Raw genomic sequence first — 25,013 nt, 5'->3', positions numbered from 1 at the left:
TTACTCTGCAGCGGCTTTTTTCAGGCGCTTGATGACGGTCTTGGCCGGCGCTTCTGCCGCTGCCTTCAGCTTGGAGGCGACCTTGGCCTTCTCTTCGCGGTTGGCCTTGGTCGACGCGGTCAGCGACTTGGTGGCGCCCACTTTGATCTTCTTGCCTTCCGGGATGGACGGGTCGATCGCCGGCGCGGCGGCTTTCTTGCGCGGCTTCTTGGCCACGGCGTCGTCGGCGGCGGCCGCTTTCGGCTTGGCCTTGGTCACGCCGGGTTTGCGCGCGGCCGGGGTCTTCTTCTCGATGACTGGCTCGGCGGCTTTCTCGGTCTTGCCGGCGGCCAGGTGGCCCGACACTTTCTTCGGCGCGGCCGCTTCGGCGCCCTCGGTGGTGGACTTGCGCTTGGCCGCGCCCAGTTTCACCGGCTTGTCGCCCCAGATCTCTTCCAGGCGGTAGTAAGCCCGGATCGGCGCCTGCATGATGTGGACGATCATGTCGCCCAGGTCGACCAGCACCCATTCGCCGGTGTCCTCGCCTTCCATGCCGATGACGTCGCCGCCGGCGGCCTTCACCTTGTCGCGCACCGAGGCGGCCAGCGCCTTGGTCTGGCGGTTCGAGGTGCCGGACACGATGGCGATGCGGTCGAACAGGCTGGTCAGGTGGGTGGTGTCGAACAGCGCGATTTCCTGGCCTTTGACATCTTCCAGGGCGTCCACGACGAGGGTTTGCAGTTTTTTAATATCCATTATTCTTTGTAAAGATTATGTTGTTCAATATAGTCTAGCACCACCGGCGGAATAAGTAAGGCTGGCGAGACTCGCCCATTTCCGCGTTGTAATGCCGCACGAATGCCGGTGGCTGATATATCCAGCGCCAGGTCGGGCGCCATGCACGTCAGTCCAGACGGCGATTTTCCTATCTGCTCCGGCGCAGCCGCGCGCCGTGCGAATTCTTGTGCCACTGCCAGCGGCAGGGCGTCCAGCCGGAAGCCGGGGCGGGCCGCCACGCACAGGTGGGCCAGCCCGAACAGCGCCTGCCAGTCATGCCAGGTGTCCAGCCGCTGCAGCTGGTCGGCGCCCATCAGGAAAGCGATGGACGCCCGCGGCCCCAGTTCGGCGCGCAGCTCGCGCAGCGTGTCCACCGTGTAGGTCGGCTGGCCGCGTTCCAGCTCGCGCCGGTCCACCGTCACCGGGAAGGGCTGGCCGGCGAAGGCCAGTTCCACCATCTCGGCGCGCTGCGCCGGCGTGGCCTTGAGCGCCGCCTTCTGCCACGGCAGCGCCGGCATGACCACCAGCTCGTCGGCCTGCAGCAAGCGCATGAAATGCGCCGCCAGCGCGACGTGGCCTTCATGGACCGGATCGAATGTGCCTCCCAGCAGGGCGATGCGGCGGGCCGGGACGGGCTGCATGGCCTCTGGCACGCTGTTGCGCACTACGCCAGCCAGTCGCGGTGCGGCAGGAAGTCGGTGTACAGCGCCGCTTCCGGCGAACCGGGCTCGGGATGCCAGTCGTAGCGCCATTTCACGATCGGCGGCATCGACATCAGGATGGCTTCGGTGCGCCCGCCGGACTGCAGGCCGAACAGCGTGCCGCGGTCGAACACAAGATTGAATTCGACGTAGCGGCCGCGCCGGTAAGCCTGGAAGTCGCGCTCGCGTTCACCGTACGGGGTGTCCTTGCGGCGCTCCAGCAGCGGCAGGTAGGCGGCCAGGAAAGCGTCGCCCACGCTGCGCACCATGGCGAAGCTTTGCTCGAAACCGGCGGCGTTGAAGTCATCGAAGAAGATGCCGCCCACGCCGCGCGCTTCCTTGCGGTGTTTCAGGTAAAAATACTCGTCGCACCAGCGCTTGAAGCGCGGGTGCAGCTCGTCGCCGTACGGCGCCAGGGCGTCGGCGCAGGTGCGGTGGAAATGGCGCGCGTCCTCCTCGAAGCCGTAGTAGGGCGTCAGGTCCATGCCGCCGCCGAACCACCACACCGGCGTGCCGTCGGCCGCCGTGGTGCTGAAAAAGCGCACGTTCATGTGCACCGTGGGCGCGTACGGATTGCGCGGATGCAGCACCAGCGACACGCCGGCGGCTTCCCACGCGCGCCCGCCCAGTTCCGGGCGGGCCGCGGCGGCGGACGGCGGCAGGGCCGCGCCCATCACGTGCGAGAAATTGCAGCCGCCGCGTTCCAGGACATTGCCTTCTTCCACCAGGCGCGAAATGCCGCCGCCGCCTTCCGGGCGGTCCCACGCGTCGCGCAGGAAGGGCACGCCGTCCAGCTGTTCCAGCGCCTGCACGATGCGGTTCTGCAGATCGAGCAGATAGTCCTTGACGGCGGCAGGGGAGGGCGAAGACGACATCGTACGGTGGGAAAAAAAGTGGAAGGGGAGGATTGTAACAGAAAGGGGGCGTTGCGCCCCCTTTCGCCGTGCCGGCAGCCTTAGTGCTTCAGGCCGCGCCAGCCGATGTCGCTGCGGTACTGCATGCCGTCGAAGTGGATCTTGTCCACCGCTTCGTAAGCCTGCTTCTGCGCCATCTTGATGCTGTCGCCCAGGCCCACCACGCACAATACGCGGCCGCCGTTGGTGACCAGCTTGCCGTCCACGTGGGTGGTGCCGGCGTGGAAGGTCACCGCTTCCGGCGTCTCGGCCGGGATGCCGTCGATGATGTCGCCCTTGACCGGGCTGTCCGGATAGCCGGCGGCGGCCAGCACCACGCCCACGGCGGTGCGGCGGTCCCATTCCAGTTCCACCGCGTCCAGCGTGCCGTTGACGGCGTGTTCCATCACCGTCAGCAGGTCGGTCTTCAGGCGCGACATGATGGGCTGGGTTTCCGGGTCGCCCATGCGGCAGTTGAATTCCAGCGTCTTCGGATTGCCGGCCGCGTCGATCATCAGGCCCGCGTACAGGAAGCCGGTGAACGGGATGCCGTCCTTGTGCATGCCGGCGATGGTCGGGTTGATGATCTCGCGCATCACGCGGGCGTGCATGGCCGGGGTCACGATGGGGGCCGGCGAATAGGCGCCCATGCCGCCGGTGTTGGGGCCCTGGTCGGCGTCCTGCAGGCGCTTGTGGTCCTGCGAGGTGGCCAGCGGCAGGATGTTTTTGCCGTCGCACATGACGATGAAGGACGCTTCCTCGCCGGCCAGGAATTCCTCGATCACGATGCGCGCGCCGGCGTCGCCGAAGCGGTTGTCGGCCAGCATGTGGTCGACCGCCTGGTGCGCTTCTTCCAGCGACATGGCCACCACCACGCCCTTGCCGGCGGCCAGGCCGTCGGCCTTGATGACGATGGGCGCGCCCTTGGCGTCGATGTAGGCGTGGGCCTGCTGCACGTCCGAGAAGGTCTGGTACTCGGCGGTGGGGATGCCGTGGCGCTGCATGAAGGCCTTGGCGAAGTCCTTCGACGATTCCAGCTGGGCCGCTTCGCGGGTCGGGCCGAACACCTTCAGGCCGCGCGCGCGGAACAGGTTGACGATGCCGCCGGCCAGAGGCGTTTCAGGGCCGACCACGGTCAGCGCGATATGCTCGTTCTCGCAGAACGCGGCCAGCTCGTGCAGATCGGTGATGTTGATGTTTTGCAGGCGCGCGTCCAGCGCGGTGCCGCCGTTGCCGGGCGCAACGTACACCATCTGCACGCGTTCCGATTGGGCCAGTTTCCAGGCCAGGGCGTGTTCGCGGCCGCCAGAGCCGACTACCAAAATTTTCATAGGACCGTTCCGAATGTAAAACTGGGAGAGCGGCCCTGCGGCCGCCTGGGAAATACCGGGGCCGCGATCAGTCTTCGATCAGGGCGTTGGAATAGACTTCCTGCACGTCGTCCAGGTTCTCCAGCGCGTCGAGCAGCTTTTGCATCTTGGCCGCGTCGTCGCCGGTGAACACGGTCTCGGTGGCGGGCTTCATGATGATCTCGGCCACTTCGGCCTTGAAGCCGGCCGCTTCCAGCGCGTCCTTGACGGCGGAGAAATCGTGCGGGCCGCAGATGACTTCGAAGCCGCCTTCCTCGTCGGCGACCACGTCCTCGGCGCCGGCTTCCAGCGCCGCTTCCATCAGCTTGTCCTCGTCCACGCCGGGCGCGAACAGGAACTGGCCGCAATGCTTGAACATGAAGGCCACCGAGCCCTCGGTGCCCATGTTGCCGCCGTATTTGTTGAAGGCGTGGCGTACTTCGGCCACGGTGCGCACGCGGTTGTCGGTCATGCAGTCGACGATGATGGCCGCGCCGCCGATGCCGTAGCCCTCGTAGCGCACTTCCTCGTAATTGGCGCCGTCTTCGCCGCCGGTGCCGCGCGTGATGGCGCGCTGCACGTTATCCTTCGGCATATTGGCGTCGGCCGCCTTGTCCACCGCCAGGCGCAGGCGCGGGTTGGTGTTGATGTCGCCGCCGCCCATGCGCGCCGCCACGGTGATCTCCTTGATCAGGCGCGTCCAGATCTTGCCGCGTTTCGCGTCCGTTGCGGCCTTTTTATGCTTGATATTGGCCCATTTGCTGTGTCCAGCCATGTTCAATCTTCCTTCGACGGTATGCCAGTGAGGCCGGTATTTTAGCATAAGGTCACTTTTCATCCGCCGCCGGAGTGGCCTTCGTGGCTCGCCGGGTCATCGAATTTCGGCCCCTGATGTCACTGCCGTGAAATAAGTTTTTGCTAAGCTTTCCATCCAAACTTTATTTTGTGGGCGGAAACAAAATGGATAGACGGCAGTTCTTGAAATTCGGCGGCTTCATCACCGTATCGGCAGCCACCGGCGGCCTGGCAGGCTGCGGCAGCGGCGACTATGTCGAACCCGGCCTGCCGCCCGCCACCGGCACCAGCTGGAAGTTCCCGCAAAGCGTGGCCTCCGGCGATCCGCGCGCCGACAGCATCCTGCTGTGGACCCGCGTGGTGCCCGCGTCGCTGGACCCGGTGGCCGCCGTCGCCGCTGGCGAGGACGTGGTGCTGCGCCTGCTGGTGAGCACCGAGGACAACAGCAAAGCCATCGGCACCCCCGCCGCGCTGGCCGGCAGCCTGCTGGTCAACATCAAGGTGGCCGCGCAGGCGCAGTACGACAACACCATCCGCCACAAGCTCACCGGCCTGCAGCCCAACACCACCTATTACTACCAGTTCGCCGCCGGCGAGGTGCGCTCCAACGTGGCGCGCTTCAAGACCGCCCCGGCCGCCGGCGCCAGCGTGGCCCAGCTGCAGTTCGCCTACCTGACGTGCCAGGACTGGAGCATCAACCACTGGGGCGCGCTGGGCCACATCGCCGCCAATGAAAACCTGGACTTCATCATCCACCTGGGCGACTACATCTACGAGACCGTGGGCGAGAGCTTCCAGGTGGGCTCGGTGGAAACCCGGCACGACGCGCTCAAGCTGCCGGACGGCACCTTCAAGAGCGGCAGCAGCGGCGCCAAGTACGCCAGCTCGCTGGCCGACTACCGCTACCTGTACAAGAAGTACCGCACCGACACCCGGCTGCAGGCGGTGCACGAGCGCTTCGCCTTCATCGCCATCTGGGACGACCACGAATTCTCGGACGACGCCTGGCAGGACACGCAAACCTACGAAAGCCAGGCCGGCGCGCTGGACGTGCACGCGCCGCAGCGGCGCCGCAACGCCAACCAGGCCTGGTTCGAATACATGCCGGCCGACGTCAGCCTGGACATGACGGGCAGCGGCTTCCAGAACATCCAGATCTACCGCGATTTCCAGTTCGGCAGCCTGATGCAGCTGGTGATGACCGACCAGCGCCTGTACCGCGCCGACCACGCCATCCCCGAATCCAGCCCCAATCCCGCCACCGGCGCGCCGCTGGGCAGCGTGGGCACGCGCTACATGGTGGCGCAGGACATCTACAACGGCGCCGAAGCGGCCAAGATGGCCGCCGCCAGCAAGGCCGGCAGCGACCCGCTGACCCTGGTGAGCATGCTGGGCAACGCCCAGCGCGCCTGGTGGATGGACAAGATGAAAACCGCCAGCGCCACCTGGAAGCTGTGGGGCAATGAAGTGTCGCTGCTGCGCATGGGCCTGAGCGGCACCGACGCCATCGCCACCCTGCTGGCGCTCAGCTCCGTCACGCCGCTGGCCACCTCCATCGGCAGCACCGCGCCGCTGGCCGGCGGCAGCCTGCCGGTGGCGTCCGCCATCGTGGCCGCCTCCACCGCCGGCGCCGCGCCCGCGCAGGCCCAGGCCGGCGCCACCGCCATCGCCACGGCAGCGGCCGGCGGCAAGGACACCAGCGCCCAGATCGGCGCCGCCGCGGCGGCCGGCCTGGGCGCCGGCGCCGCCAGCGTGGCCGTGGCCGCGTTCGGCGCCGCAAGCAATGCCCTGGCAGCCGGCGGCACGTCCGCAGCGGCTGCCGCCGCCGCCGCGCAATTCATCGCCTTCGGCTGGATCAAGCCCGACATCATCGCCAAGAAAGTGGAATCACCCTATGTGACGGCATCCGGCAAGCAGGCCGCGCTGGCGCCGTACTTCCGCCGCTTCCTGCTCAACTGCGACCAGTGGGACGGCTACAACGGCGAGCGCAAGGCGCTGATGGCGCACCTGAAAGCCAACAGCGTGGCCAACGTGGTGGCGCTCACCGGCGACATCCACTCCTTCTTCGCCGGCGCCGTGCACGACGACTACGACGCGGCCGGCGGCGGCACGCCGGTGATGGTGGACCTGGTATCGGCCGGCGTCAGCTCGGACTCCTTCTTCACCTACCTGAAGGACGCCGCCGCCAGCCTGGGCGACCTGGCCACGCTGGTGTCCTACCCGCTGACGCTGCCGGTGCCGGGCCTCGGTTCGGTCAGCATCAGCGTTAATTTGCTCGACTACACCATGGGCAAGGCCGCGCCGACGTTGGACAGCCTGCTCGAGCAAGTGCGCGTGCAGCTGCGCGGCGCGCTGGCGCGCAGTCTGCCCGAAGCGCAGCTGGACGCCACCGTGGCGGCGCTGCTGGCCGGCCTGAAAGCCAGCGCCGACTTCAGCGGCCAACTGCTGCCGCTGGCGCAGCAGCTGGCGGGCCTGGGCAACAATCCGTGGCTCAAGCACCTGAACACAGACGCCCAGGGCTACACGGTGGTCACGCTCACGCCGGGCAAGCTGGTGGCCCAGTTCAAGCAGGTAAACAAGCTGGTCGGCGGCGCCGCCCCCGCCACCGTCATCGCCCGCACGACGACTGCCACCGTCACCGCCGGCACCCCCGCCGTCACGATAGGCTAAAGCTATCAATTAGCCCAATTTCAGCCAGCCTGAGCCGCATTCGGGGTCAGACCCCGAATGCGGCTCAGTTCGGTTGGCCGGTGGCTGGCTTGGGGCGCTGTCAGCGGGTTGGGGCGTTTGGCCTTACAATCGCAAGATGGATAAAAGCGCAACTGCCCCGGCCCAGCCTTCTTTGCACCGGTCTGCCTATCTGGGCGGACTCGCCATCGCCATCGGCGGCGCGGTGCTGTTTTCCACCAAGGCCGTTGTCGCCAAGCTGCTGTACCGCTATCACATCGACGCCGTGACGCTGATCGCGTTCCGCATGATTTTCTCGCTGCCGGTGTTCGCCGCCGTGGCGCTGTGGAAGATGCGCACCGAGGCGCCGCTGTCGAACGCGGACCGCTGGCGCCTGATCGGCCTGGGCCTGATCGGTTACTACCTGTCCAGCTTCCTCGATTTCCTCGGCCTGCAGTACATCTCCGTCGGCCTGGAGCGCCTGATCCTGTTCCTGACGCCGACCTTCGTCCTCATCATTTCCACGCTGTTCCTCAAGCAGCACATCAGCCGCAAGCAGTGGCTGGCGCTGGCGCTGTCCTACGCCGGCATCGTGCTGGTGTTCCTGCACGACCTGGAGGGCGGCGGGCCGAATATCGGCCTGGGTTCGCTGCTGGTGCTGGGCTCGGCCAGCTCCTACGCGCTGTACCTGCTGTTCTCCGGCGAGATGGTCAAGCGCCTCGGCTCGCTGCGCCTGGTGGCGTATGCGATGTGCGTGTCCAGCGTGGCCTGCATCGCGCAGTTCTTCATCCTGCGCCCGGCCTCGCTGCTGATCCAGCCGGCGCCGGTGTACTGGCTGTCGCTGGCGAACGGCATTTTCTGCACCGTGCTGCCGGTGTTCATGACCATGATCGCGGTGCAGCGCATCGGCGCCGGCACGGCTTCGCAGGCTGGCATGATAGGCCCGGTCTCCACCCTGTTCCTCGGCGCGATGATACTCGGCGAGCCGGTCACGGACTGGCAGCTGGGCGGCACCGCGCTGGTGCTGGCCGGGATATATTTGCTGTCGAAGAAGTAGTTTCTCAAAGTAGTCTTTCAACCTAACCGATGGATGCCTTATGAAACCCCGCATTGCCCTGATCGCCCACGACAAGAAAAAAGACGACATGATTAAGCTGGCCGGCGAGTATGTCGATTTCCTCAAGACCTGCATCCTGACGGCCACCGGCACCACCGGCGGCCGCCTGGTCAACGAGCTGGGCCTGGAAGTGGAGCGCAAGCATTCCGGCCCCTTCGGCGGCGACCTGCAGATCGGCTCCCTGCTGGTGGAGGGCGGCATCGACGCGGTGATCTTCCTGCGCGACCCGATGACCCCGCAGCCGCACGAACCGGACATCAATGCGCTGGTCCGCGCCTGCGACGTGCACAATGTGGCGTGCGCCACCAATGTCTCGACGGCGCACCTGGTTCTGTCCCAACTGCAATTGCAAGCGAAGGAGGCCCCATGAGCAAAGCGATACGCATGACCCGCACCGGCGGGCCGGAAGTGATGGAGTATGTGGACGTGGAGGTGGGCGCGCCCGCGCCCGGCGAGGCGACCGTGCGCCACGAGGCCATCGGCGTCAATTTCATCGACGTGTATTTCCGCACCGGCCTGTATCCGCAGCCGCTGCCGGCCGGCCTGGGCATGGAAGGCGCGGGCGTGGTGGAGGCGGTGGGCGAGGGCGTGACGGAAGTGAAGCCGGGCGACCGCGTGGTCTACGCCGGCCGCCCCAACGGCGCCTACGCGCAGGTGCGCAATATGCCGGCCGCACAGCTGGTGGTGCTGCCCGATAAGATCGATTTCGAGACCGCCGCCGCCATGATGCTGCAGGGCCTGACAGTGCAGTATCTGTTCCATCGCACGGTGGCGCTGAAGGCGGGCGACACGGTGCTGTTCCACGCGGCGGCCGGCGGCGTGGGCCTGATCGCGTGCCAGTGGGCCAAGGTGCTGGGCGTGAACCTGATCGGCACCGTGGGCTCGGAGGAAAAGGCGGCGCTGGCCATCGAGAACGGCGCGGCGCACGTCATCAACTACAACACCGAAAACTTCACCGACAAGGTGCGCGAGATCACCGGCGGCAAGGGCGTGTCGGTGGTGTACGACTCGATCGGCAAGGATACCTTCTTCGGTTCGCTCGACTGCCTGGCGCCGCTGGGCACCATGGTCAGCTTCGGCAACGCGTCCGGCCCGGTGCCGCCGTTCAGCCTGGGCGAGCTGCAGTCGCGCGGTTCGCTGTTCGTTACGCGGCCCACGCTGATGTCGTACGCGGCCAAGCGCGAGGACCTGGAGGCGATGGCGAAATCGCTGTTCGGGGTGGTGAGCAGCGGCGAGGTGAAGATCGCCGTCAAGCAGCGCTACAATCTGGCCGACGTGGCGCAAGCCCACATCGACCTGGAGTCGCGCAAGACCACCGGCTCGTCCATCCTGCTGCCATGAGCGATATGAACCAGGAAGACCCCACCAGCGGCGACGACGGCAACCCTAAATTCGGGCGCCTGCTCGCCGTGCTGGTGGGCGCGGTGCTGCTGGTGGTGGCGATTACCTTCGCCTCCGAGGCTTACTTCACTTAGCCGGTGCACCGTCAACCGGGGCGCCGTCGGCGTTCAGCACGCTGACTTCGCCCCAGTTCAGCGAGCGCACGCCTGCCTCGATCTTGCGCAGGTCGCCAATCACGATCCACACCACTTCGTCCGGCTTGATGAACTTGGCCGCCGCCTTGGCCAGCTGCTGTTCGTCGAGCGCGCGGGTGCGGGCGGCGTAGGTGCTCCAGTGGTCGTCCGGCAGGCCCAGGTTCAAGGTCGATAGCGCGGCGTTTTCCAGCGACTGGATGGTTTCGAACCTGCCCGCCAGGCGCGAGGTCACGGTGCGCATGATGCTGGTGTATTCCTCGCCCGTGATGGGGCGCGCGCCTGCGATGTCCTTGATCTCCTTGGCCACTTCCAGCATGGCCTCCCTGGTCTTGTCGGTCTGCACCGGCGCCACCACGAAGAACGGGCGCTGGCCGCGCGTGGCCGGGATCTGGCTGCTGGTGCCGTAGCTCCAGTGCTTGTCCAGGCGCAGGTTGCGGTTCAGGCGCGCGGTGGCCATGCCGCCGAAGTTGGTCATCACCGGTTCCAGCGCCAGGTCTTCCGGCTGGCCCTGCGGCAGCGACATGTGGGCGGCCATGATGGTCGATTGCGGCGCATCCGGTTTGTCGACCAGGAAGATGCGCTTGCCTTGCGTGGCCGGTGCGGTCACCAGCGGCTTGGCCGGCGCTTTGCCCGCCTGCCACTTGCCGAACGACGCTTCCAGCAGCGGCTGCACCTGCGCCAGCGTGGTGTCGCCGGTGACGACGATGGTGGCGCTGCCCGGCTTGAACCAGCTGGCGTGCCACTGCACCAGGTCTTCGCGGCTGATGCCGTTCACGCTGGGCGCGGTGCCGGATTGCGGCTGGCCGTAGGCGCTGCCGGCGCCGTACAGCAGGCCGGGCATCAGGCGCTGCGCCAGCACCGTGGGCTGCGCCTTCTCCTGCGCGATCTGCGCCAGGCGCCGCTGCTTGGCCAGCGAGAACTGGTCGGCCGGGAAGGACGGCGTCAGCGCCGCGTCGGCCAGCAGCTGCAGCGACGGCGCCAGGTTGGCGGTGGTGGCCTGCAGGCGCGTGACCGACTGGTCCAGCGTGGTGCTGGTGCTGAGACGGGTGCCCAGCGACTCCAGCGCATCCGACAGCTGGAAGGCGTTGTGCTTGCGGGTGCCCTTGTCCAGCAGGTCCAGCGTCAGCGAGGCCAGGCCGGCCTTGTCCTTGCTGTCCGACGCGGCGCCCGCGTCGATGGCCAGCGCAACGTTGACGATGGGCGCGGAGTGGCGCTCAATCAGCATCACGTTCACGCCGTTGGACAGCGTGGCGCGCTGGATGGCGGGGAACTTCACTTCCGGCGCGGCGCCCAGCGCCGGCAGCAGCTTGCGGTCCAGGTCGGACTTGGCGGCGGACAGCTTGGCGAAGGGTTTCACCGTCATGGTGTAGTGGTTGGCGCGCAGCCACTGGTTGGCGCTGGCTTTCACGTCGGCCGGCGTGGCTTTGGCCATGATCTCCAATTGGGCCAGGTGCGCGTCCGGCGTGCCGCCGAAGGTCTGGTTCTCGGCCAGCAGGTTGGCGCGGCTGCCGATACGTTCCATCTCGCGCGAGAAGTCGGCCAGGGTGCTGGTGCGAACGCGCGCCAGTTCCTCGGCGGTAGGGCCTTTGTCGAGCAATTCCTTCATCGCCGCGTCGATCTCGCGTTCCACTTCGGCCTGGTCCACGCCCGGCTTGAGCGTGGCGACGATCTGGAAGGTGCCGGCGATTTCGCCGCCGCGCGCGAAGGCGCTCACGCTGGTGGCCAGGCCCTTGTCGTACACCAGGCGCTTGACCAGGCGCGAACTCTTGGTGCTGGCCGCCACTTCGGCCAGCAGGGCGAGATGCTGCTGCTGCGGGTCTTTCCAGGCCGGCGCGTGCCAGGCGCGGTAGATGCGCACTTGCGGCACCTGGTCTTCCATTTCGTCGCGGATGTTGCGGTCCAGCGTGGGGATCCAGGTCTCCGTGCGCGGCAGCGCCGGGCCGGGCGCGATGCCGTCGAAGTACTTCTTCACCAGCGCCAGCGCGCGCTCGGGCGTGATGTCGCCGGCCAGCGTGATGACGGCGTTGTTCGGGCCGTAGTAGGTTTTGTACCATTCCTTGATGTCGTCCAGAGAGGCGGCGTTCAGGTCGTCCATGCTGCCGATGGTGGTCCAGGAATAGGGATGGGAATACGGGTACATCTTGGCCGGCTGCTCAACGCGCACGCGGCCGTAAGGCTGGTTCTCGCCCTGGCGCTTTTCGTTCTGCACCACGCCGCGCTCGCGCTCCAGCATTTCCTTGGAAATGTAGTTGGCCAGGAAGCCCATGCGGTCCGCTTCCAGGTACAGGGTGCGCTCCAGAGCGGACACCGGCACGTCCTCGAAGAAGTTGGTGCGGTCGGTGTTGGTGGTGCCGTTGCGGTTGCTGGCGCCCAGGTCGTCCATCGCTTCGCGGAAGCCGTGCGGGTAGTTTTCGGAGCCGTTGAAGAAGAAGTGTTCGAACAAGTGGGCAAAGCCGGTTTTGCCGCGCTTCTCGTTGCGCGAGCCTACGTGGTACCACATGTTCACGGCCACCACGGGCACGTTGTGGTCTTCGTGCACGATCAGCGTGAGGCCGTTCTGCAGCACGAACTTCTTGTAGTTCAGCGCGTAGGGCTTGAGGTCGATGGCTTGCGCGGCCTTGGCCTGCTTGGCGGTTTCAGCGGCGTGGGACGGGATGGTTTGCGCAAAGCAGAGGACAAGCGCGAGCGCCAGTTTGGTCTTCATTTCTCACCTGTTGTAGTTTTAAATAAAACATGCGCGATCGGGGTTGCCGTCGCGCATGCTGTATTTATTCTAACAAGGTGATTTCAGGCGGCAAGCGGAGATTTGTAGCCGCCTGATACAAACGGAATTACTTCAGCTCCAGCTCCACCTGGCGCACCTGGCCGTTTTGCGCCGGGAAACCGGTGAACGCGCTTTGCACCAGCGCCGGCATGATCAGCGGCGTGGACTGCTTGCGGCTGGTGTTCTGCACCGTCACGTCATACAGTTTCTGGCCGGTGACCGTGTTGATGGCCACGCGCAGCTGGCGCTCGTAGTTGTGGCGGATGGTTTCGCGCATTTCCAGCGGACCGTAGAAGAACGGATCATAGAACGGGCTGTAGCCGGCCCAGCGCGAATAGCCCCAGTACGGACGGTAGAAACCCCGGCCGTAGTAGCCGCGGCCGAAATAGGGGCCGGTCCAGAACGGGTCATACGCTTCCAGCACGCGGGTGGGGCGGTCGATGGTGCTGACGAACACGCCCACTTTCAGCTTGGCGCTGTTGCCGTCGGCGGCCTGGGTGAAGCCCAGCTTGCTCAATTCATTGCCCACCATGGCCTGGTAGGTGCGCAGTTCCAGCGTGTCGTCCGGGCTGCGCGGCTGGTCGAACACATAGGATTTGTCGGCCAGGTCCGCAGGCCAGGCCTGGAAGGTGGTCACGTCGCTGCGGATGGTGGTGGCGCAACCGCTCAGCAGCAAACTGGCCGCCGCCACCAGAATGGCTAAAGATTTCATGATCTTGCTCTCCTGCAAATAAGAAACAGTTGTCGCTTCATATAGTGTACGGCGGCAGCGAAAGTTGCGCATAACTATTACATAATGTTACGGCGGCAGGAGCAAGGGAAGCCAGCGGCGGAAAAGAAGCGCGCGCCCCTCAGCCCGGTGTTGGTAAAATAGCTTTTTCCCCTTAGTCCGCTCGAATCCCCCATGCGCACCGACAGCCCACAGACGATCTTCCGTAAAGACTATACCCCTCCCAGCTACCTGGTGCACACCGTGGAACTGGGCTTCGACCTGGACCCGGCCCGCACCATCGTGGCCAACCGCGTCACGCTGAGCCGCAACCCGGCCAGCAAGAGCCGCGATATTGTCCTGCACGGCGAGGAAATCGACCTGGTGGCGCTGCGCATGAACGGGCAGACCCTGCAGCCGGACCAGTACCTGCTGGACTCGCATTCGCTGACCATCCCGAAAGCGCCGGCCGAGGTGACGCTGGAAATCGAAACCCTGTGCGCGCCCGAACTGAACACCACGCTGTCCGGCCTGTACGTGTCGAACGGCAGCTTCTACACGCAGTGCGAGGCCGAGGGCTTCCGCCGCATCACCTATTTCCCGGACCGCCCGGACGTGATGGCCAAGTACACCGTGATGCTGCGCGCCGACAAGCAGCGCTATCCGGTGCTGCTGTCGAACGGCAACCTGCTGGAGCAGGGCGACCTGGACGACGGCCGCCACTACGCCAAGTGGGAAGACCCGTTCAAGAAGCCGTCCTACCTGTTCGCGCTGGTGGCCGCGCGCCTGGTGTGCCAGGAAGAGACCTATACCCTGAAATCCGGCCGCGAAGTGCTGCTGCAGGTGTGGGTGGAAGAGGGCAACCTGGACAAGACCGACTACGCCATGCAGTCGCTGAAGAACTCCATCCACTGGGACGAGGAGCGCTTCGGCCTGGAGCTGGACCTGGACCGCTTCATGATCGTCGCCGTGGGCGACTTCAACATGGGCGCCATGGAGAACAAGGGTCTGAACATCTTCAACACCAAGTTCGTGCTGGCCAATTCGCGCGTGGCGACCGATATCGACTACGCCGGCATCGAGGCCGTGGTGGGCCACGAATACTTCCACAACTGGACCGGCAACCGCGTAACCTGCCGCGACTGGTTCCAGCTGTCGCTGAAGGAAGGCTTGACCGTGTTCCGCGACCAGGAGTTCAGCGCCGACATGATAGGCACGGCCAGCGGCCGCGCCGTCACCCGCATCGACCAGGTGCGCACCCTGCGCCAGGCCCAGTTCCCGGAAGACGCAGGCCCGATGGCGCACCCGGTGCGTCCCGACTCCTTTGTCGAGATCAACAACTTCTACACCGTCACCGTGTACGAAAAAGGGGCGGAAGTGGTGCGCATGTACCAGACCTTGCTGGGCCGCGAAGGCTTCCGCAAGGGCATGGACCTGTACTTCGAACGCCATGACGGCCAGGCCGTGCAATGCGACGACTTCCGCGCCGCCATGGCCGACGCCAACGGCCGCGACCTGGCGCAGTTCGAGCGCTGGTACAGCCAGGCCGGCACCCCCATCGTCACCGCCAGCACGCGCTACCACGCCCTGGGGCAGACCTACGACATCACGCTGAAGCAGCGCTGCCCGGACACGCCGGGCCAGACCAATAAGCTGCCCTTCCACATCCCGGTGGCGGTTGGCCTGCTGGGCGCGGACGGCAAGGACATGGCGCTGTCGCTGGACGGCAAAGTGGTGGGTTCCACCACGGCCGTGCTGGAATTGAAGGAGGCCGAGCAGACCTTCCGCTTCACCGGCGTCACCGAAGCGCCGGTGCCATCCATCCTGCGCGACTTCTCCGCCCCCGTCGTGCTGGAATACCCGTACACGGACGCCGAGCTGCTGCACCTGTTCCGCTACGACAGCGACCCCGTGAACCGCTGGGAGGCGGGCCAGCGCCTGGGGATGACGCGTCTGCTCAAGCTCACCGCCGCCGTCGCCCAAGGCGCCACGCTGGAGCTGGACGACACTTTCATCGCCGCCCAGCGCGCGGTGCTGGTGGACGAGTCGCTGGACGCGGCCTTCCGCGAACTGGCGCTGGTGCTGCCGTCCGAAACCATCATCGCCGAACAGATGGAGGTGGTGGACCCGCACGCCATCCATGCCGCGCGCCAGTTCATGCGCCGCACCATCGCGCGCGAACTCGCGCCCGAGCTGCTGGCGCAGTACCTGGCCAACCAGACCCCGGGCCCCTACAGCCCGGATGCGCAGTCGGCCGGCAAGCGCGGCCTGAAAAACCTGGCGCTGGCCTATTTGCTGATCGACCCCGGCACGGCCGAGCTGAAGCTCGCGCAGCGGCAGTTCGAACAGGCCACCAACATGACCGACCGCGCCGCCGCGCTGGTGGCGCTGATCCACAGCGGCGAGGACGCGCGTTCTTATCTGCAGCACTTCTACGACGACTTCTCCAACGAAGCGCTGGTGGTGGACAAATGGTTCGCCATGCAGGCCGCCGCGCCGGACACCGACGTGGCGGCGGTGCGCAAGCTGATGCAGCATCCGGCCTTCACCCTGAAGAACCCGAACCGCGCGCGCAGCCTGATCTTCAGCTTCTGCAACGCCAACCCGTCGCAGTTCCACGCGAAGGACGGCAGCGCCTACGAATTCTGGGCCGAGCACGTGATCGCGCTGGACGCGCTGAACCCGCAAGTGGCCGCGCGCCTGGCGCGCAGCATGGACCGCTGGCGCCGTTACGCGCCCGCGCTGCAGGAACAGATGCGCCGCGCGCTGGAACAAGTGGCGCGCGCCTCGCCGCTGTCGAATGACGTGATGGAAGTCGTCAGCAAAGCACTGTCCAACTAATTTAATTTGCAAACCAAAAGGGAAACAATGAAACGCATCAGCCTGACCCAGTACCTGGTCGAAGAACAGCGCCTCCACAACACCATCCCGGCCGAACTGCGCCTGCTGATCGAAGTGGTGGCCCGCTCCTGCAAAACCATCTCGCACAGCGTTGGCAAGGGCGCTCTGGGCGACGTGCTGGGCGCGCTGGAAACCGAGAACGTGCAGGGCGAAGTGCAGAAGAAGCTGGACGTGATCTCCAACGAGATCCTGCTGGAAGCGAACGAATGGGGCGGCCACCTGGCGGCCATGGCGTCGGAAGAAATGGAAACCATCCACCCGATCCCTAACCGCTACCCGATGGGCGAATACCTGCTGGTGTTCGATCCGCTGGACGGCTCGTCCAACATCGACGTCAACGTCTCCATCGGCACCATCTTCTCGGTGCTGAAAGCGCCGGAAGGCATGGTCACGCCGTCCGAGCAGGACTTCCTGCAGCCGGGCGCGCAGCAGGTAGCCGCCGGCTACGCCGTCTACGGCCCGCAAACCCAGCTGGTGCTGACCACCGGCCACGGCGTGAACTGCTTCACGCTGGACCGCGAGATGGGCTCCTGGGTGCTGACCCAGCGCGGCATGCAGATCCCGCCGGCGACCAAGGAATTCGCCATCAACATGTCCAACATGCGCCACTGGCACGCGCCGGTGCAGCGCTATGTGAACGAACTGCTGGCAGGCGACACCGGCCCGCGCGGCAAGAACTTCAACATGCGCTGGATCGCCTCGATGGTGGCCGACGTGCACCGCATCCTGAACCGCGGCGGCGTGTTCATGTACCCGGCCGATACACGCGACACGGCCATGCCGGGCAAGCTGCGCCTGATGTACGAAGCGAACCCGATGGCTTTCATCGTGGAGCAGGCGGGCGGCGCCGCCACCGACGGCAAGCAGCGCATCATGGACATCGTCCCGCACAAGCTGCACCAGCGCGTGCCGGTGTTCCTGGGCTCGCGCGACGAAGTGGCGGTGGTGACCGGCTACCACGCCGAGTGATTTATCGGTTTAAAAGCGAAAAAGCACTAGCGCATCTGGACGGTTTATTGTTAGAATGCGAGCCTCTTTCGCCGTAGCCGGTACGCACCGCTACAGGCGCTAGGTAAGGTTTCGCCGCTGTAGCTCAGTCGGTAGAGCAGCGCATTCGTAATGCGAAGGTCACCAGTTCGATTCCGGTCAGCGGCACCAGTAGTTAGTATTAAGCAGGACCAAGAAGTATCAGAAACCCGCCTCCCTCATAGGGAGCGCGGGTTTTTTGTTGTCTCCTGTAGTCTGGTGGCGTAGCATAAAAGCGCGTAGAAATGGCGGTACTTGTGGCGGTATCTCGCTTGTGACGGAAAACGAGATACCGCCAACGGAGGCAAACATGGCACTGACTGATACATTCGTCCGGACGGTCAAACCGGGCAGGCCCGCAGGCGAAAAGCACACGGATGGGGCCGGTATGTACCTTCTCGTAAAGGAGACAGGGAAGTACTGGCGGATGAACTACCGTTTCCTTGGCAAACGCAAGACGCTTGCGCTTGGCGTTTATCCGGAGGTATCGCTTGCCACCGCGCGCAAGCGGCGCGACGAAGCCCGCAGGTTGCTCGCCGAGGGCATCGACCCTAGCCAGGCCAAGCGGGACGACCGCAACACGCGAACCGCCGCCGCTGCACAAACCTTTGAGGCGGTAGCCAACCAATGGCTCTTGAAAATCGCGCCCACCCGTTCAACGAGCACTCAAGATAAGGTCAAAGGCTGGCTCGACAAAAATGTCTTCCCCGTGATCGGGAAAAAGCCGATTGCCAATATCAAGCCGCGTGACGTGCTGGTCGCCGTGCAGAAAATGGAAGCACGAGGTGCCGTCGAGTCCGCGCATCGGGTCAAACAAGTATGCGGCCAGATCTTCCGGTTCGCAGTGGCGCTCGACCTGGTGGAGCGCGATATCACCGCCGACTTGCGTGGCGCACTAGCGCCAACGGTGAAAGGGAATTTCGCTGCGATCACCGAGCCGAAGCAGGTAGGGGCGCTGATGCGCGCCATTTACGACTACCACGGCTTTCCTGCGGCCGTGGCGGCGCTTAAACTGGCGCCCTTGCTGTTTGTGCGCCCCGGTGAGCTGCGGGCTGCCGAGTGGGCGGAAATCGATCTGGACGCGGCAGAGTGGCGGATACCTGCGGCGAAGATGAAAATGAAGGTCGAGCACCTAGTCCCGCTCAGCACCCAGGCAGTGGACATCCTGCGCGCGCTGCACCCCATCACCGGCGACGGCCAGTATGTCTTCCCCAGCCTGCGCAGCAAGGCCTGCATGAGCGAGAACACAATCAACGCGGCCTTGCGCTATATGAGTTACGGCAAAGAGGTTATGACCGGGCACGGCTTTCGCGCGATGGCGCGTACGATCCTGGACGAGGTGCTGGGCGAGCGCCCGGACCTGATCGAGCACCAGTTGGCCCATACGGTGCGTGACCCCTTGGGACGGGCGTACAACCGTACTTCACACTTACCCGCACGACGGGGAATGATGCAACGCTGGGCCGATTACCTGGACAAGCTGCGGGTCGGGGCGGAGGTTATTCCCCTTCATGGTGGTGGGGGATAGAGGACAGCGTGGCGCAGGCTCGGACGAACCGCCAATCCGGCCGTCCGATCCGGCATCTGCGGGCAATCATCGACTCGGCGCTTGTCAGGCAGCCGAGCCGCTTTGCACAATTTGCTTGAAATGATCAACCGATTCCGCGGCTGGCGTCGATGCAGCGCTGTTGCCACTGGGCGATTTCCGCCGCGTCCCAAGCGACCGTCTTCGGGCCGATGGGAATCGGCGCCGGCAGCACGCCTGACTTCACTTTCCGCCAGATAGTGGCGCGAGACCATCCGGTGGCCTCGATCACTGCGGGCAAACGCAGGAATTTCCGAGTCACGAGCATCATGTACTCCTTCTATGTTGATCCATGGGGCCGGGTGGCCGCGTGCCGGATCGAATTGATGGGATTTGTGCCGACTGACGTAGTCAGTCCTTGGCAGGGAGGTGGGGGCGCATGAGCATGCCATGGCTCGCACCATGCCAACCCGATAGGAAAATAGGATACGCAGGTTGCGTCATTCCGATGCCGCCCGCGATGATATTGAGGCTTCCAGGCTGAGAACGAATCAGCCTGTAAAAATTTGCTTCAGAACTCTCAAGGCTCGCCAACATCCGCAGGGCCAGCTACTGCCTTGTTAATTTAGTTCAGGTCTCAGCACGTGTCAAAGGTCCGTGTACCGCAATTGCATAGGCATAGTGCCCGGTCGCTCAGTGGTTCGCAATGTCGTCCACCGTATTGGCTGGCCGCTTCGCTGAAGTATCCATGTCGGCGGTGTTCAATACAGGGAGCGGGGCCGCTACCGAGGGGAGGGATGGCGCATTCGCCTTTCGCTCCAAAGATGCTCGGACAAACCGGATTGCCTTTGTCGCGCCACGCACGGCGTTTTTGGTCCTGGACTTTTCAATGAGAAGCTGGCTGGGCGTGATCACTTCATCGATACACAGGGTCTCCAGCATGGGCATGAGCTGGTCCACTTTTTCGATCAGTTCCAGCAAACGGCGATCAAGCATCGAGAAAATCTTCGCGTCGAACGCCAGGGGCTCGACGTCATAGGTGGCCAGTTGGCTTATGCCATGCGCATGGCACTTGTCTTCGGCGTCGACCAGTGCCTGGTTCAGGCGCGTGAGCCGGCTATCGAGCATGGTCCGCATTTCCCGCTCGATGCGTTCCACCTCGGTATCGGCAACCTTCATCCGGGCGAACACGGTGATGTAGTGGAAGTTGATCTGGCTGACCTCGAAACAGCGCAGGTAGAGACGCTTGCCCTCGGGACTGGAGAGCGTAATCCCCACCTTTCTGCTGGCAGACTCGATGCGGTCCGTTTTCGCCGCTGCCTGGCGCGCCAGCAGCTTGCGATTGGTGGCGCTGTGGCCCGTGCTGACCAGTATCGGCGTATCGGTGTGCGCGTTCATCGGATCCCCCCCAAGAATATGCGGTGTCTCCCGAGCGTAGCCCGCTGTGACGATTCGCCATAGGGGAAACCCAGCCTAAATCGCCCCTGTTTTCACATTACCTCCAGGGCCATCGCGCTGCAAGCAGGTGCGCGCGTAAATCCGGTGCACAGAATTTGACTTCGGCCGCATCGCTGCCTACAGTGCTTGCAGCGGCGCCTCGCGCGCCTAGCCGATTTTTCCGATGGTAGCTGGCAGCCCATCGAACACGGTTTTGCCGTGGCAGCACAGCCAGCATATCAATGAAGGGTAACCAACCCCTGTCACCCCCCATGGGACAAGCTCCCATGCGGACGATTGTCCCGTTCGTTTTTTACGGAGGCAATCGTGGAAGATAGTTCCCTGATCGAAGATGCCGATTTATCCGGGCGCGCATGCGCGTCTCCGGACCTGCTTGACGACGGGCCCGTCGAGGAATTTAGCGAGGAAGAAGTGGTGGGCCTGCACTGGTGGCTGCTGCGCAAGGTAGCTGCGCCACTTTGCTTTGCATCAGGCCGTAATGCATCAAGGCGCCAGCTGGCTGCGCGATCGCCTTCGTGCGCATGATCTTCACCCGCTTACCTTTGCCCAGCTCATGTTCGCCCGTGAGCCGACGCTCCAGTGCCGTCACCAGCGCCTTGAGCTTGTAGGTGGCGACCGGCAGGCCCACCACCAGCAGGTCGATGCGGTCCAGCTGCATGTAGTGGAGCGCGCCCAGCAGCAGCGCCAGGTATTCCGGTGTGTCGCAATAGCGGTCGTGCTGCAGCACGTTCGCATTGAACACGTCGGCGGCCAGGTGCACGTCGGGGCCGACCTCGTATACCAGACCGCCGGTGGGGATGCCGACCGTCTTGCGGCGCGTGCCCCACGCTTCGGGTTCGGTTCCGGCTTCCGATGGATGGGCCTGGGATGGAAACATCTCGCACCGCATCTCGCCGTTCTTGATTCCGCTGATGAATTTTGTATTTCCGCGACCGACATCGACCGCGCGCACGATGGGTTCCATGATCTCCCTCCTTGGTTGGAATGCCCAGTATCTTGCGCGGGCGTGGACTGGTCCACTCGAAATGGGCTCGTTCGGGCAGGCATTTTCGCGTTGGCGACGGATGCAGTCCTGTTCGAGAACTGCCTTAGCCGTACTCCGGCTGCCGCAGGCTGGTGCGGCTGCGATTGATCCTTCCCGATCAGGTTTCGGCCCCTGGTTCTAGTGGTAGGGAAGGTGTCGCTCGGGGCCATCAATGCGAACTCGATTCCGCGCCTACAATCAGAGGCCTGAGCTTGCCCGTTGGCGTCATTGGGGAAATTGGCCCGATCTTCCGGTTACAAAATCAATTGCCCATCAATCGCAAAATCACGCATTACGCGTTCCTTGACAATCGGCGTTTCCCCTCCTATTCTGCCTCCACTGTCCGGACCCGCTTCCGTGAGCATCGTGCTCTCAATGCGGCGCTGGCCTGCGATACAGCCCGTTGCGGTCGTCACCCGTCTTCAGATCGGCGATGCCGAAACCATTATTGTGCTATCACCCACAGATTGCGCGAGTGCCGCCCTCGACGAGGCCGCGACACCTGTGCTCTTTCCTCCGATCTTTCTTGAGAACGCGGGCAGCCATGCCCCTGAAGGCGGACCTGGCTTCATGCCTTGTCTCGCGCGGCACGTCCAAGCGGCGTGCGTGAACGCACCGGCAAGTCCGGCTGCAGGGGAGCGGCGGCGCCGCCCCTTCGATTTTTGATACGCCCCTCCGCCGTTCGGCCACCGCGCAAGCGGTGCCGGGCTGTGCCGTCGCCCTTGCGGCGTCGAGCAGCCTGGTACGTTCGGCATCATGAAGCAGCCTGGTGGTAGGGCTGCGGATAAACCATGAGAGGAGGCTTGCATGTGTTCTGGCGGCGAATGCCGCCACGTGATGCCCTTGCCGCGCGAAAGCGTGGCACCGTCCGCCCAAGAGGCGGAGCGCACGACGGCAGGCGAAATTCACCGTCCGCGCGTATGTTCATTTTTAAGACACCACGCATCAAGCAAATCCGTTATCTAGCCGTGGCGCCGGTTGCCGGAGCCCGCCACGTTGCAGCACTTCCGGCACCGTGCCGCGCATGGCCAGCGCGGTGAGGTCTATGCTCGGGCCATGTGTGGGCGACCGCCGGACAGTGGCGGCGCCGTGAACTGCGGTTGGGCATCGGAAGGGAGTCACACATGAGTAAGAATCGGAGTAGGGATAGGGACTGGAAGGCGCGGCTGGCCGAGATTATTGGCCAGCATAACGAGATGCACGCCTTCCGCAACAAAGTTATTTCGCATGGCACGCGCGCCGCACGCAGCCAGGCATTGTTCCGCATGTTCGGGCAACTGCGTGACCTGGGCTATGGCGTCGCGCCGAACAACCTGGGTGACCGGCACGTCGCGGCGCTAGTGCGGTTCTGGTGCGGCGAGCGGCGCGAAGGGCCGCAGGGGCGCGTCCAGCCGTGCAGCGCGGCGTACATCCAGCAGCAGTTGTCTTTCCTGCGCGTGTACGCCGGGTGGATTGGCAAGCCGGGGCTGGTGCGCACCGCCGTCCGGTATGTGGATGATCCGGCGTTGGTCACGCGGCACGCGGCGGCCCAGCGTGACCTGACCTGGGCCGGCAATGGCGTGGATGCCGGCGCTTTGATTGCCCGTGTCGAGGCTATCGACAAGTACGTGGGCGTCCAGTTGCGCCTGATGATCGCCTTCGGCATGCGGCGCAAGGAGGCGGTGATGTTCTGGCCGCACGTGGCGGAGGTGCCGTCCTATGCACTGCCCGGCGGATATGCCTTGGACGCGCGCTTCGTGAGCTTCCTGCGCATCCGGCGCGGCACCAAGGGCGGCCGCTTGCGCTACACGGCCGTGCGTAGCGATGGGCAGCGCGATGCCCTGGAGCGTGCAAGATGGATCGCGCCACGGCCGACTGATCACGTGGGGCATCCCGGCTTGTCGCTCAAACAGGCGCTGGACCGGTTTTCCAATGTGGTGCGCACCGTCGGCATGACGCGCGACGGGCTCGGCGTCACCGCGCACGGGCTGCGCCACGAATTCGCCAATGACCTGTACTTCGAGATTGCGCAGGTGCGTTCCCCGGTGCAGGGAGGCGATCCTGCGCTCGATCCGAAAGTGCGCCTGGAGGCGTACCGACAAGTCGCCGAGCAACTGGGGCATCACCGGCCACGTATCAGCACCGCCTACCTTGGTGCGTTCGGCCGAAAGGAAGGAGGGCAGCGCGATGAAGCGTGAGTCGATGACTGGTAGTCAAACGGGACAATGGCCAAGCCGCCACCGTGGTGCCGGTCGCGCTTCGCGGCGATCCGTGGGCTGGGATGCCGCCTGGGCTGCGCGTTTTCGTCGTTGGGGTGCCGCGCTATCGAAGTTGGCGACCCGCTGTCTCTCGCGCTGGCTCAACGCCGGCAGGATCTCGTGCCTGCCGGGCCACCAGCGCAATGTGCGCCAATCGCGGCGCGTGCTGCGCGCCGTGCGCAGCTTCACAGAGCAGGGCGTGAGCGCGCGCAGCCTGGCCTACCTGCGTGCCGTTGATCCGTTGGTGTTCGAGGAGGTGGTGATGTCGGCGCTGGAGGATGCGGGCCTGCTGGTGCTGCGTAGCCAGCGTTACAGCGGCGACGGCGGCGTGGATGGGGCGGTCTGGTTGCCGGGGCGTGGTTGGTATGCTGTTCAGTCCAAGCGCTACCGGCACCACGTGTGCCTGGAGCACGTCTGCGCCTTCGGCCAAGTGCTGGCGTGCGACCATTACGATGGTGGCCTGTTCGTGCACACTGGCCGTAGTGGTGCCGCGCTGTATCCGCAGATGGACGCTGGCGGAATTGCCCTGTTGAGTGGGGACCGGTTGATCCGGCTGGTGAGGGAACGCGTGCTCGATTTCCGCTTGCGGGCGAAGCGGGCGGGGCCTGAGCGATAGCGTCAAGCGCCATCGCTCTGCGTGGCCGTGTCTGCTGGCTCACCGCAATGTGGCGTGCAGGCCGGCGTTATATGCCGGTGCGCGCGTCCAGCCAAGCGTAGGCCGCCGTTTCCGCCTCGGCATATGCCACGTCAACGAGATAGGCGCTATGGGCCTCCGTGACGCCCGCAAACAGGGTCATCTGCTCCGCTCGTTCCCAATCGGTCAATGCATGCCACCACGTCAGAGTCTCCGCCAAGCCTCTTGGTCGGACCGGGAAATGCCGCTCTTCCACCGTCCCGCGGTATTCATACAGTCGAAGACGCCAGCCGTCGCCCGGCGACGGGGAGATCGGCGTGATGCTGTAGCTGTAGAGGAGCGCTTGTTCTGCCTCGGGATTCATAATCGACAGGGTTTCCGTGTTGGTTCATTGAAGTCTGGATTATAGAGGCGGCGAAAGGACCCGCAAGCGAGGGCGACGTGCGTCGCCGGCGTGTTGATATCGCAGCCACCAGTCCGCATGCGGATTGCCTCGCGCTTTGCGGTGCACACGGCACGCAGTTCGCCTTGAATTTAAGGGCCGCCGGTGTAATGATGAAGAGGCTTTCTGTGGGAATCGTTCCTACAATGCTCCAGGCGCGCACCATCGCGGTTCGTTTCCTGGACCTTGGCTCCGCCAAGGCGTTGCGGTCGTCACCCGTCTTCATATTGCTGGCGTTCTCGCCGGCTGCTCCTCCGCTCCCTGCGGAGGCTGGCCTGAGTATTTCAAGCAGGTTTGCGTAGTTTTCCCATGCTGCGCTTTCTGGAATCGATATCGCTCGTTTCCTTGGTTGAGGCCCTGGTTCGCAAGAATCATGGGCCTTTTTTCTGCGCGCTTTCTTGCGCTTACCCTTTGGCGCTAACTCGGCGTGCATGGCGGGGGCGTCGTTCCCGCTTGGGGGAGTCGCGCCCCTTTTCTTTC

At 64.7% G+C, this 25,013-nt stretch carries 21 protein-coding genes and 1 tRNA gene; 11 read left to right on the top strand and 11 right to left on the bottom strand.

The genetic code is table 11. The features are described from left to right. The 5 genes from rsfS to AC56DV_RS04810 all read right to left on the bottom strand — a co-directional run bounded on the left by rsfS (position 1) and on the right by AC56DV_RS04810 (position 4,474). A complete protein-coding gene (gene rsfS / locus AC56DV_RS04830; protein ID WP_496313173.1) occupies positions 1-735 on the bottom strand; it encodes a ribosome silencing factor in 735 nt (244 codons plus the stop codon). Continuing rightward, a complete protein-coding gene (locus tag AC56DV_RS04825; RefSeq protein WP_496313172.1) occupies positions 735-1,397 on the bottom strand; it encodes a nicotinate-nucleotide adenylyltransferase in 663 nt (220 codons plus the stop codon). Before AC56DV_RS04825 ends, rsfS begins: the two co-directional genes overlap by 1 nt. Positions 1,398-1,420: 23 nt before the next feature. Further along, positions 1,421-2,332 carry an oxygen-dependent coproporphyrinogen oxidase gene (gene hemF, locus AC56DV_RS04820; protein ID WP_496313171.1) on the bottom strand — a complete coding sequence of 304 codons (912 nt, stop codon included), beginning with the start codon at positions 2,330-2,332 and terminating at the stop codon, positions 1,421-1,423. Between the two features lie 80 nt (positions 2,333-2,412). Next, positions 2,413-3,681 carry a phosphoribosylamine--glycine ligase gene (purD, locus tag AC56DV_RS04815; RefSeq protein WP_496313170.1) on the bottom strand — a complete coding sequence of 423 codons (1,269 nt, stop codon included), beginning with the start codon at positions 3,679-3,681 and terminating at the stop codon, positions 2,413-2,415. Positions 3,682-3,748: 67 nt separating this feature from the next. After that, complete coding sequence (locus tag AC56DV_RS04810) at positions 3,749-4,474, bottom strand: YebC/PmpR family DNA-binding transcriptional regulator (protein WP_496313169.1); 726 nt, start codon at positions 4,472-4,474, stop codon at positions 3,749-3,751. 185 nt (positions 4,475-4,659) lie between these two features. Between AC56DV_RS04810 and AC56DV_RS04805 the strand changes: the two genes are divergently transcribed. The 5 genes from AC56DV_RS04805 (at position 4,660) to AC56DV_RS04785 (ending at position 9,753) form a co-directional block, all read left to right on the top strand. Then, positions 4,660-7,164: an alkaline phosphatase D family protein gene (locus AC56DV_RS04805; protein ID WP_496313168.1), complete on the top strand. Its 2,505-nt coding sequence runs from the start codon at positions 4,660-4,662 to the stop codon at positions 7,162-7,164. A gap of 136 nt (positions 7,165-7,300) precedes the next feature. Continuing rightward, positions 7,301-8,218 (top strand): DMT family transporter, encoded by a 918-nt coding sequence (locus tag AC56DV_RS04800; RefSeq protein WP_496313167.1) that lies wholly within the window; start codon positions 7,301-7,303, stop codon positions 8,216-8,218. Positions 8,219-8,258: 40 nt separating this feature from the next. After that, the gene (locus AC56DV_RS04795) at positions 8,259-8,648 is read left to right on the top strand and encodes a methylglyoxal synthase (protein ID WP_496313166.1); all 390 of its coding nucleotides are present in this window, start codon (positions 8,259-8,261) and stop codon (positions 8,646-8,648) included. Then, a complete protein-coding gene (locus AC56DV_RS04790) occupies positions 8,645-9,619 on the top strand; it encodes a quinone oxidoreductase family protein (RefSeq protein WP_496313165.1) in 975 nt (324 codons plus the stop codon). The genes AC56DV_RS04795 and AC56DV_RS04790 overlap by 4 nt, the downstream gene beginning before the upstream one ends. Further along, positions 9,616-9,753: a hypothetical protein gene (locus AC56DV_RS04785; RefSeq protein WP_496313164.1), complete on the top strand. Its 138-nt coding sequence runs from the start codon at positions 9,616-9,618 to the stop codon at positions 9,751-9,753. The genes AC56DV_RS04790 and AC56DV_RS04785 overlap by 4 nt, the downstream gene beginning before the upstream one ends. Here AC56DV_RS04785 and AC56DV_RS04780 read toward each other — a convergent pair. Both AC56DV_RS04780 and AC56DV_RS04775 read right to left on the bottom strand, forming a co-directional pair. Next, positions 9,746-12,517, bottom strand: coding sequence for a M16 family metallopeptidase (locus AC56DV_RS04780; protein ID WP_496313163.1), 2,772 nt, complete (start codon positions 12,515-12,517; stop codon positions 9,746-9,748). The genes AC56DV_RS04785 and AC56DV_RS04780 overlap by 8 nt on opposite strands. Positions 12,518-12,644: 127 nt before the next feature. Next, positions 12,645-13,289: a DUF4136 domain-containing protein gene (locus tag AC56DV_RS04775; RefSeq protein ID WP_496313162.1), complete on the bottom strand. Its 645-nt coding sequence runs from the start codon at positions 13,287-13,289 to the stop codon at positions 12,645-12,647. 192 nt (positions 13,290-13,481) lie between these two features. Between AC56DV_RS04775 and pepN the strand changes: the two genes are divergently transcribed. The 4 genes from pepN to AC56DV_RS04755 all read left to right on the top strand — a co-directional run bounded on the left by pepN (position 13,482) and on the right by AC56DV_RS04755 (position 18,741). Next, positions 13,482-16,127 carry an aminopeptidase N gene (pepN, locus tag AC56DV_RS04770; RefSeq protein ID WP_496313161.1) on the top strand — a complete coding sequence of 882 codons (2,646 nt, stop codon included), beginning with the start codon at positions 13,482-13,484 and terminating at the stop codon, positions 16,125-16,127. 27 nt (positions 16,128-16,154) lie between these two features. Further along, on the top strand, positions 16,155-17,156 hold the full coding sequence (locus tag AC56DV_RS04765) for a class 1 fructose-bisphosphatase (protein WP_496313160.1): 1,002 nt from the start codon (positions 16,155-16,157) through the stop codon (positions 17,154-17,156). 113 nt (positions 17,157-17,269) lie between these two features. After that, positions 17,270-17,345: transfer RNA gene (locus AC56DV_RS04760), tRNA-Thr, on the top strand. Positions 17,346-17,523: 178 nt separating this feature from the next. After that, complete coding sequence (locus AC56DV_RS04755; RefSeq protein WP_496313159.1) at positions 17,524-18,741, top strand: tyrosine-type recombinase/integrase; 1,218 nt, start codon at positions 17,524-17,526, stop codon at positions 18,739-18,741. A 124-nt stretch (positions 18,742-18,865) separates the two neighbouring features. On the opposite strand, the gene AC56DV_RS04750 is transcribed toward AC56DV_RS04755, so the two are convergent. From AC56DV_RS04750 to AC56DV_RS04740, 3 genes are all read right to left on the bottom strand, one after another. After that, on the bottom strand, positions 18,866-19,069 hold the full coding sequence (locus AC56DV_RS04750; RefSeq protein WP_496313158.1) for a helix-turn-helix transcriptional regulator: 204 nt from the start codon (positions 19,067-19,069) through the stop codon (positions 18,866-18,868). A gap of 362 nt (positions 19,070-19,431) precedes the next feature. Beyond that, complete coding sequence (locus AC56DV_RS04745; protein WP_496313157.1) at positions 19,432-20,136, bottom strand: hypothetical protein; 705 nt, start codon at positions 20,134-20,136, stop codon at positions 19,432-19,434. Positions 20,137-20,593: 457 nt separating this feature from the next. Then, on the bottom strand, positions 20,594-21,160 hold the full coding sequence (locus AC56DV_RS04740; protein WP_496313156.1) for a ParM/StbA family protein: 567 nt from the start codon (positions 21,158-21,160) through the stop codon (positions 20,594-20,596). Positions 21,161-22,344: 1,184 nt separating this feature from the next. Here AC56DV_RS04740 and AC56DV_RS04735 point away from each other — a divergent pair. Both AC56DV_RS04735 and AC56DV_RS04730 read left to right on the top strand, forming a co-directional pair. After that, entirely contained in the window at positions 22,345-23,397 is a 1,053-nt protein-coding gene (locus tag AC56DV_RS04735) for an integrase domain-containing protein (protein WP_496313155.1), read from the top strand. 73 nt (positions 23,398-23,470) lie between these two features. Next, a complete protein-coding gene (locus AC56DV_RS04730; RefSeq protein ID WP_496313154.1) occupies positions 23,471-24,073 on the top strand; it encodes a restriction endonuclease in 603 nt (200 codons plus the stop codon). 67 nt (positions 24,074-24,140) lie between these two features. Here AC56DV_RS04730 and AC56DV_RS04725 read toward each other — a convergent pair whose 3' ends face one another. Next, positions 24,141-24,455 carry a hypothetical protein gene (locus AC56DV_RS04725; protein WP_496313153.1) on the bottom strand — a complete coding sequence of 105 codons (315 nt, stop codon included), beginning with the start codon at positions 24,453-24,455 and terminating at the stop codon, positions 24,141-24,143. Positions 24,456-25,013: the final 558 nt, after the last annotated feature.

The sequence above is a fragment of the Massilia sp. BGA-UO-ETr-WB1 genome (assembly GCF_059567845.1).
Note: the sequence above shows the minus strand (reverse complement) of the source record. Positions and strands in the feature narration are given on the sequence as shown.

What these genes read in the sequence shown, in the direction of transcription:
- AC56DV_RS04725 (WP_496313153.1), bottom strand. Translation starts at nt 24,455, where the DNA reads ATGAATCCCGAGGCAGAACAAGCGCTCCTCTACAGCTACAGCATCACG.
- pepN (WP_496313161.1), top strand. Translation starts at nt 13,482, where the DNA reads ATGCGCACCGACAGCCCACAGACGATCTTCCGTAAAGACTATACCCCT.
- AC56DV_RS04750 (WP_496313158.1), bottom strand. Translation starts at nt 19,069, where the DNA reads ATGATGCTCGTGACTCGGAAATTCCTGCGTTTGCCCGCAGTGATCGAG.
- AC56DV_RS04745 (WP_496313157.1), bottom strand. Translation starts at nt 20,136, where the DNA reads ATGAACGCGCACACCGATACGCCGATACTGGTCAGCACGGGCCACAGC.
- AC56DV_RS04810 (WP_496313169.1), bottom strand. Translation starts at nt 4,474, where the DNA reads ATGGCTGGACACAGCAAATGGGCCAATATCAAGCATAAAAAGGCCGCA.
- AC56DV_RS04765 (WP_496313160.1), top strand. Translation starts at nt 16,155, where the DNA reads ATGAAACGCATCAGCCTGACCCAGTACCTGGTCGAAGAACAGCGCCTC.
- AC56DV_RS04805 (WP_496313168.1), top strand. Translation starts at nt 4,660, where the DNA reads ATGGATAGACGGCAGTTCTTGAAATTCGGCGGCTTCATCACCGTATCG.
- purD (WP_496313170.1), bottom strand. Translation starts at nt 3,681, where the DNA reads ATGAAAATTTTGGTAGTCGGCTCTGGCGGCCGCGAACACGCCCTGGCC.
- AC56DV_RS04735 (WP_496313155.1), top strand. Translation starts at nt 22,345, where the DNA reads ATGAGTAAGAATCGGAGTAGGGATAGGGACTGGAAGGCGCGGCTGGCC.
- AC56DV_RS04825 (WP_496313172.1), bottom strand. Translation starts at nt 1,397, where the DNA reads ATGCAGCCCGTCCCGGCCCGCCGCATCGCCCTGCTGGGAGGCACATTC.
- AC56DV_RS04740 (WP_496313156.1), bottom strand. Translation starts at nt 21,160, where the DNA reads ATGGAACCCATCGTGCGCGCGGTCGATGTCGGTCGCGGAAATACAAAA.
- AC56DV_RS04780 (WP_496313163.1), bottom strand. Translation starts at nt 12,517, where the DNA reads ATGAAGACCAAACTGGCGCTCGCGCTTGTCCTCTGCTTTGCGCAAACC.
- AC56DV_RS04775 (WP_496313162.1), bottom strand. Translation starts at nt 13,289, where the DNA reads ATGAAATCTTTAGCCATTCTGGTGGCGGCGGCCAGTTTGCTGCTGAGC.
- AC56DV_RS04785 (WP_496313164.1), top strand. Translation starts at nt 9,616, where the DNA reads ATGAGCGATATGAACCAGGAAGACCCCACCAGCGGCGACGACGGCAAC.
- rsfS (WP_496313173.1), bottom strand. Translation starts at nt 735, where the DNA reads ATGGATATTAAAAAACTGCAAACCCTCGTCGTGGACGCCCTGGAAGAT.
- AC56DV_RS04795 (WP_496313166.1), top strand. Translation starts at nt 8,259, where the DNA reads ATGAAACCCCGCATTGCCCTGATCGCCCACGACAAGAAAAAAGACGAC.
- AC56DV_RS04800 (WP_496313167.1), top strand. Translation starts at nt 7,301, where the DNA reads ATGGATAAAAGCGCAACTGCCCCGGCCCAGCCTTCTTTGCACCGGTCT.
- AC56DV_RS04790 (WP_496313165.1), top strand. Translation starts at nt 8,645, where the DNA reads ATGAGCAAAGCGATACGCATGACCCGCACCGGCGGGCCGGAAGTGATG.
- hemF (WP_496313171.1), bottom strand. Translation starts at nt 2,332, where the DNA reads ATGTCGTCTTCGCCCTCCCCTGCCGCCGTCAAGGACTATCTGCTCGAT.
- AC56DV_RS04755 (WP_496313159.1), top strand. Translation starts at nt 17,524, where the DNA reads ATGGCACTGACTGATACATTCGTCCGGACGGTCAAACCGGGCAGGCCC.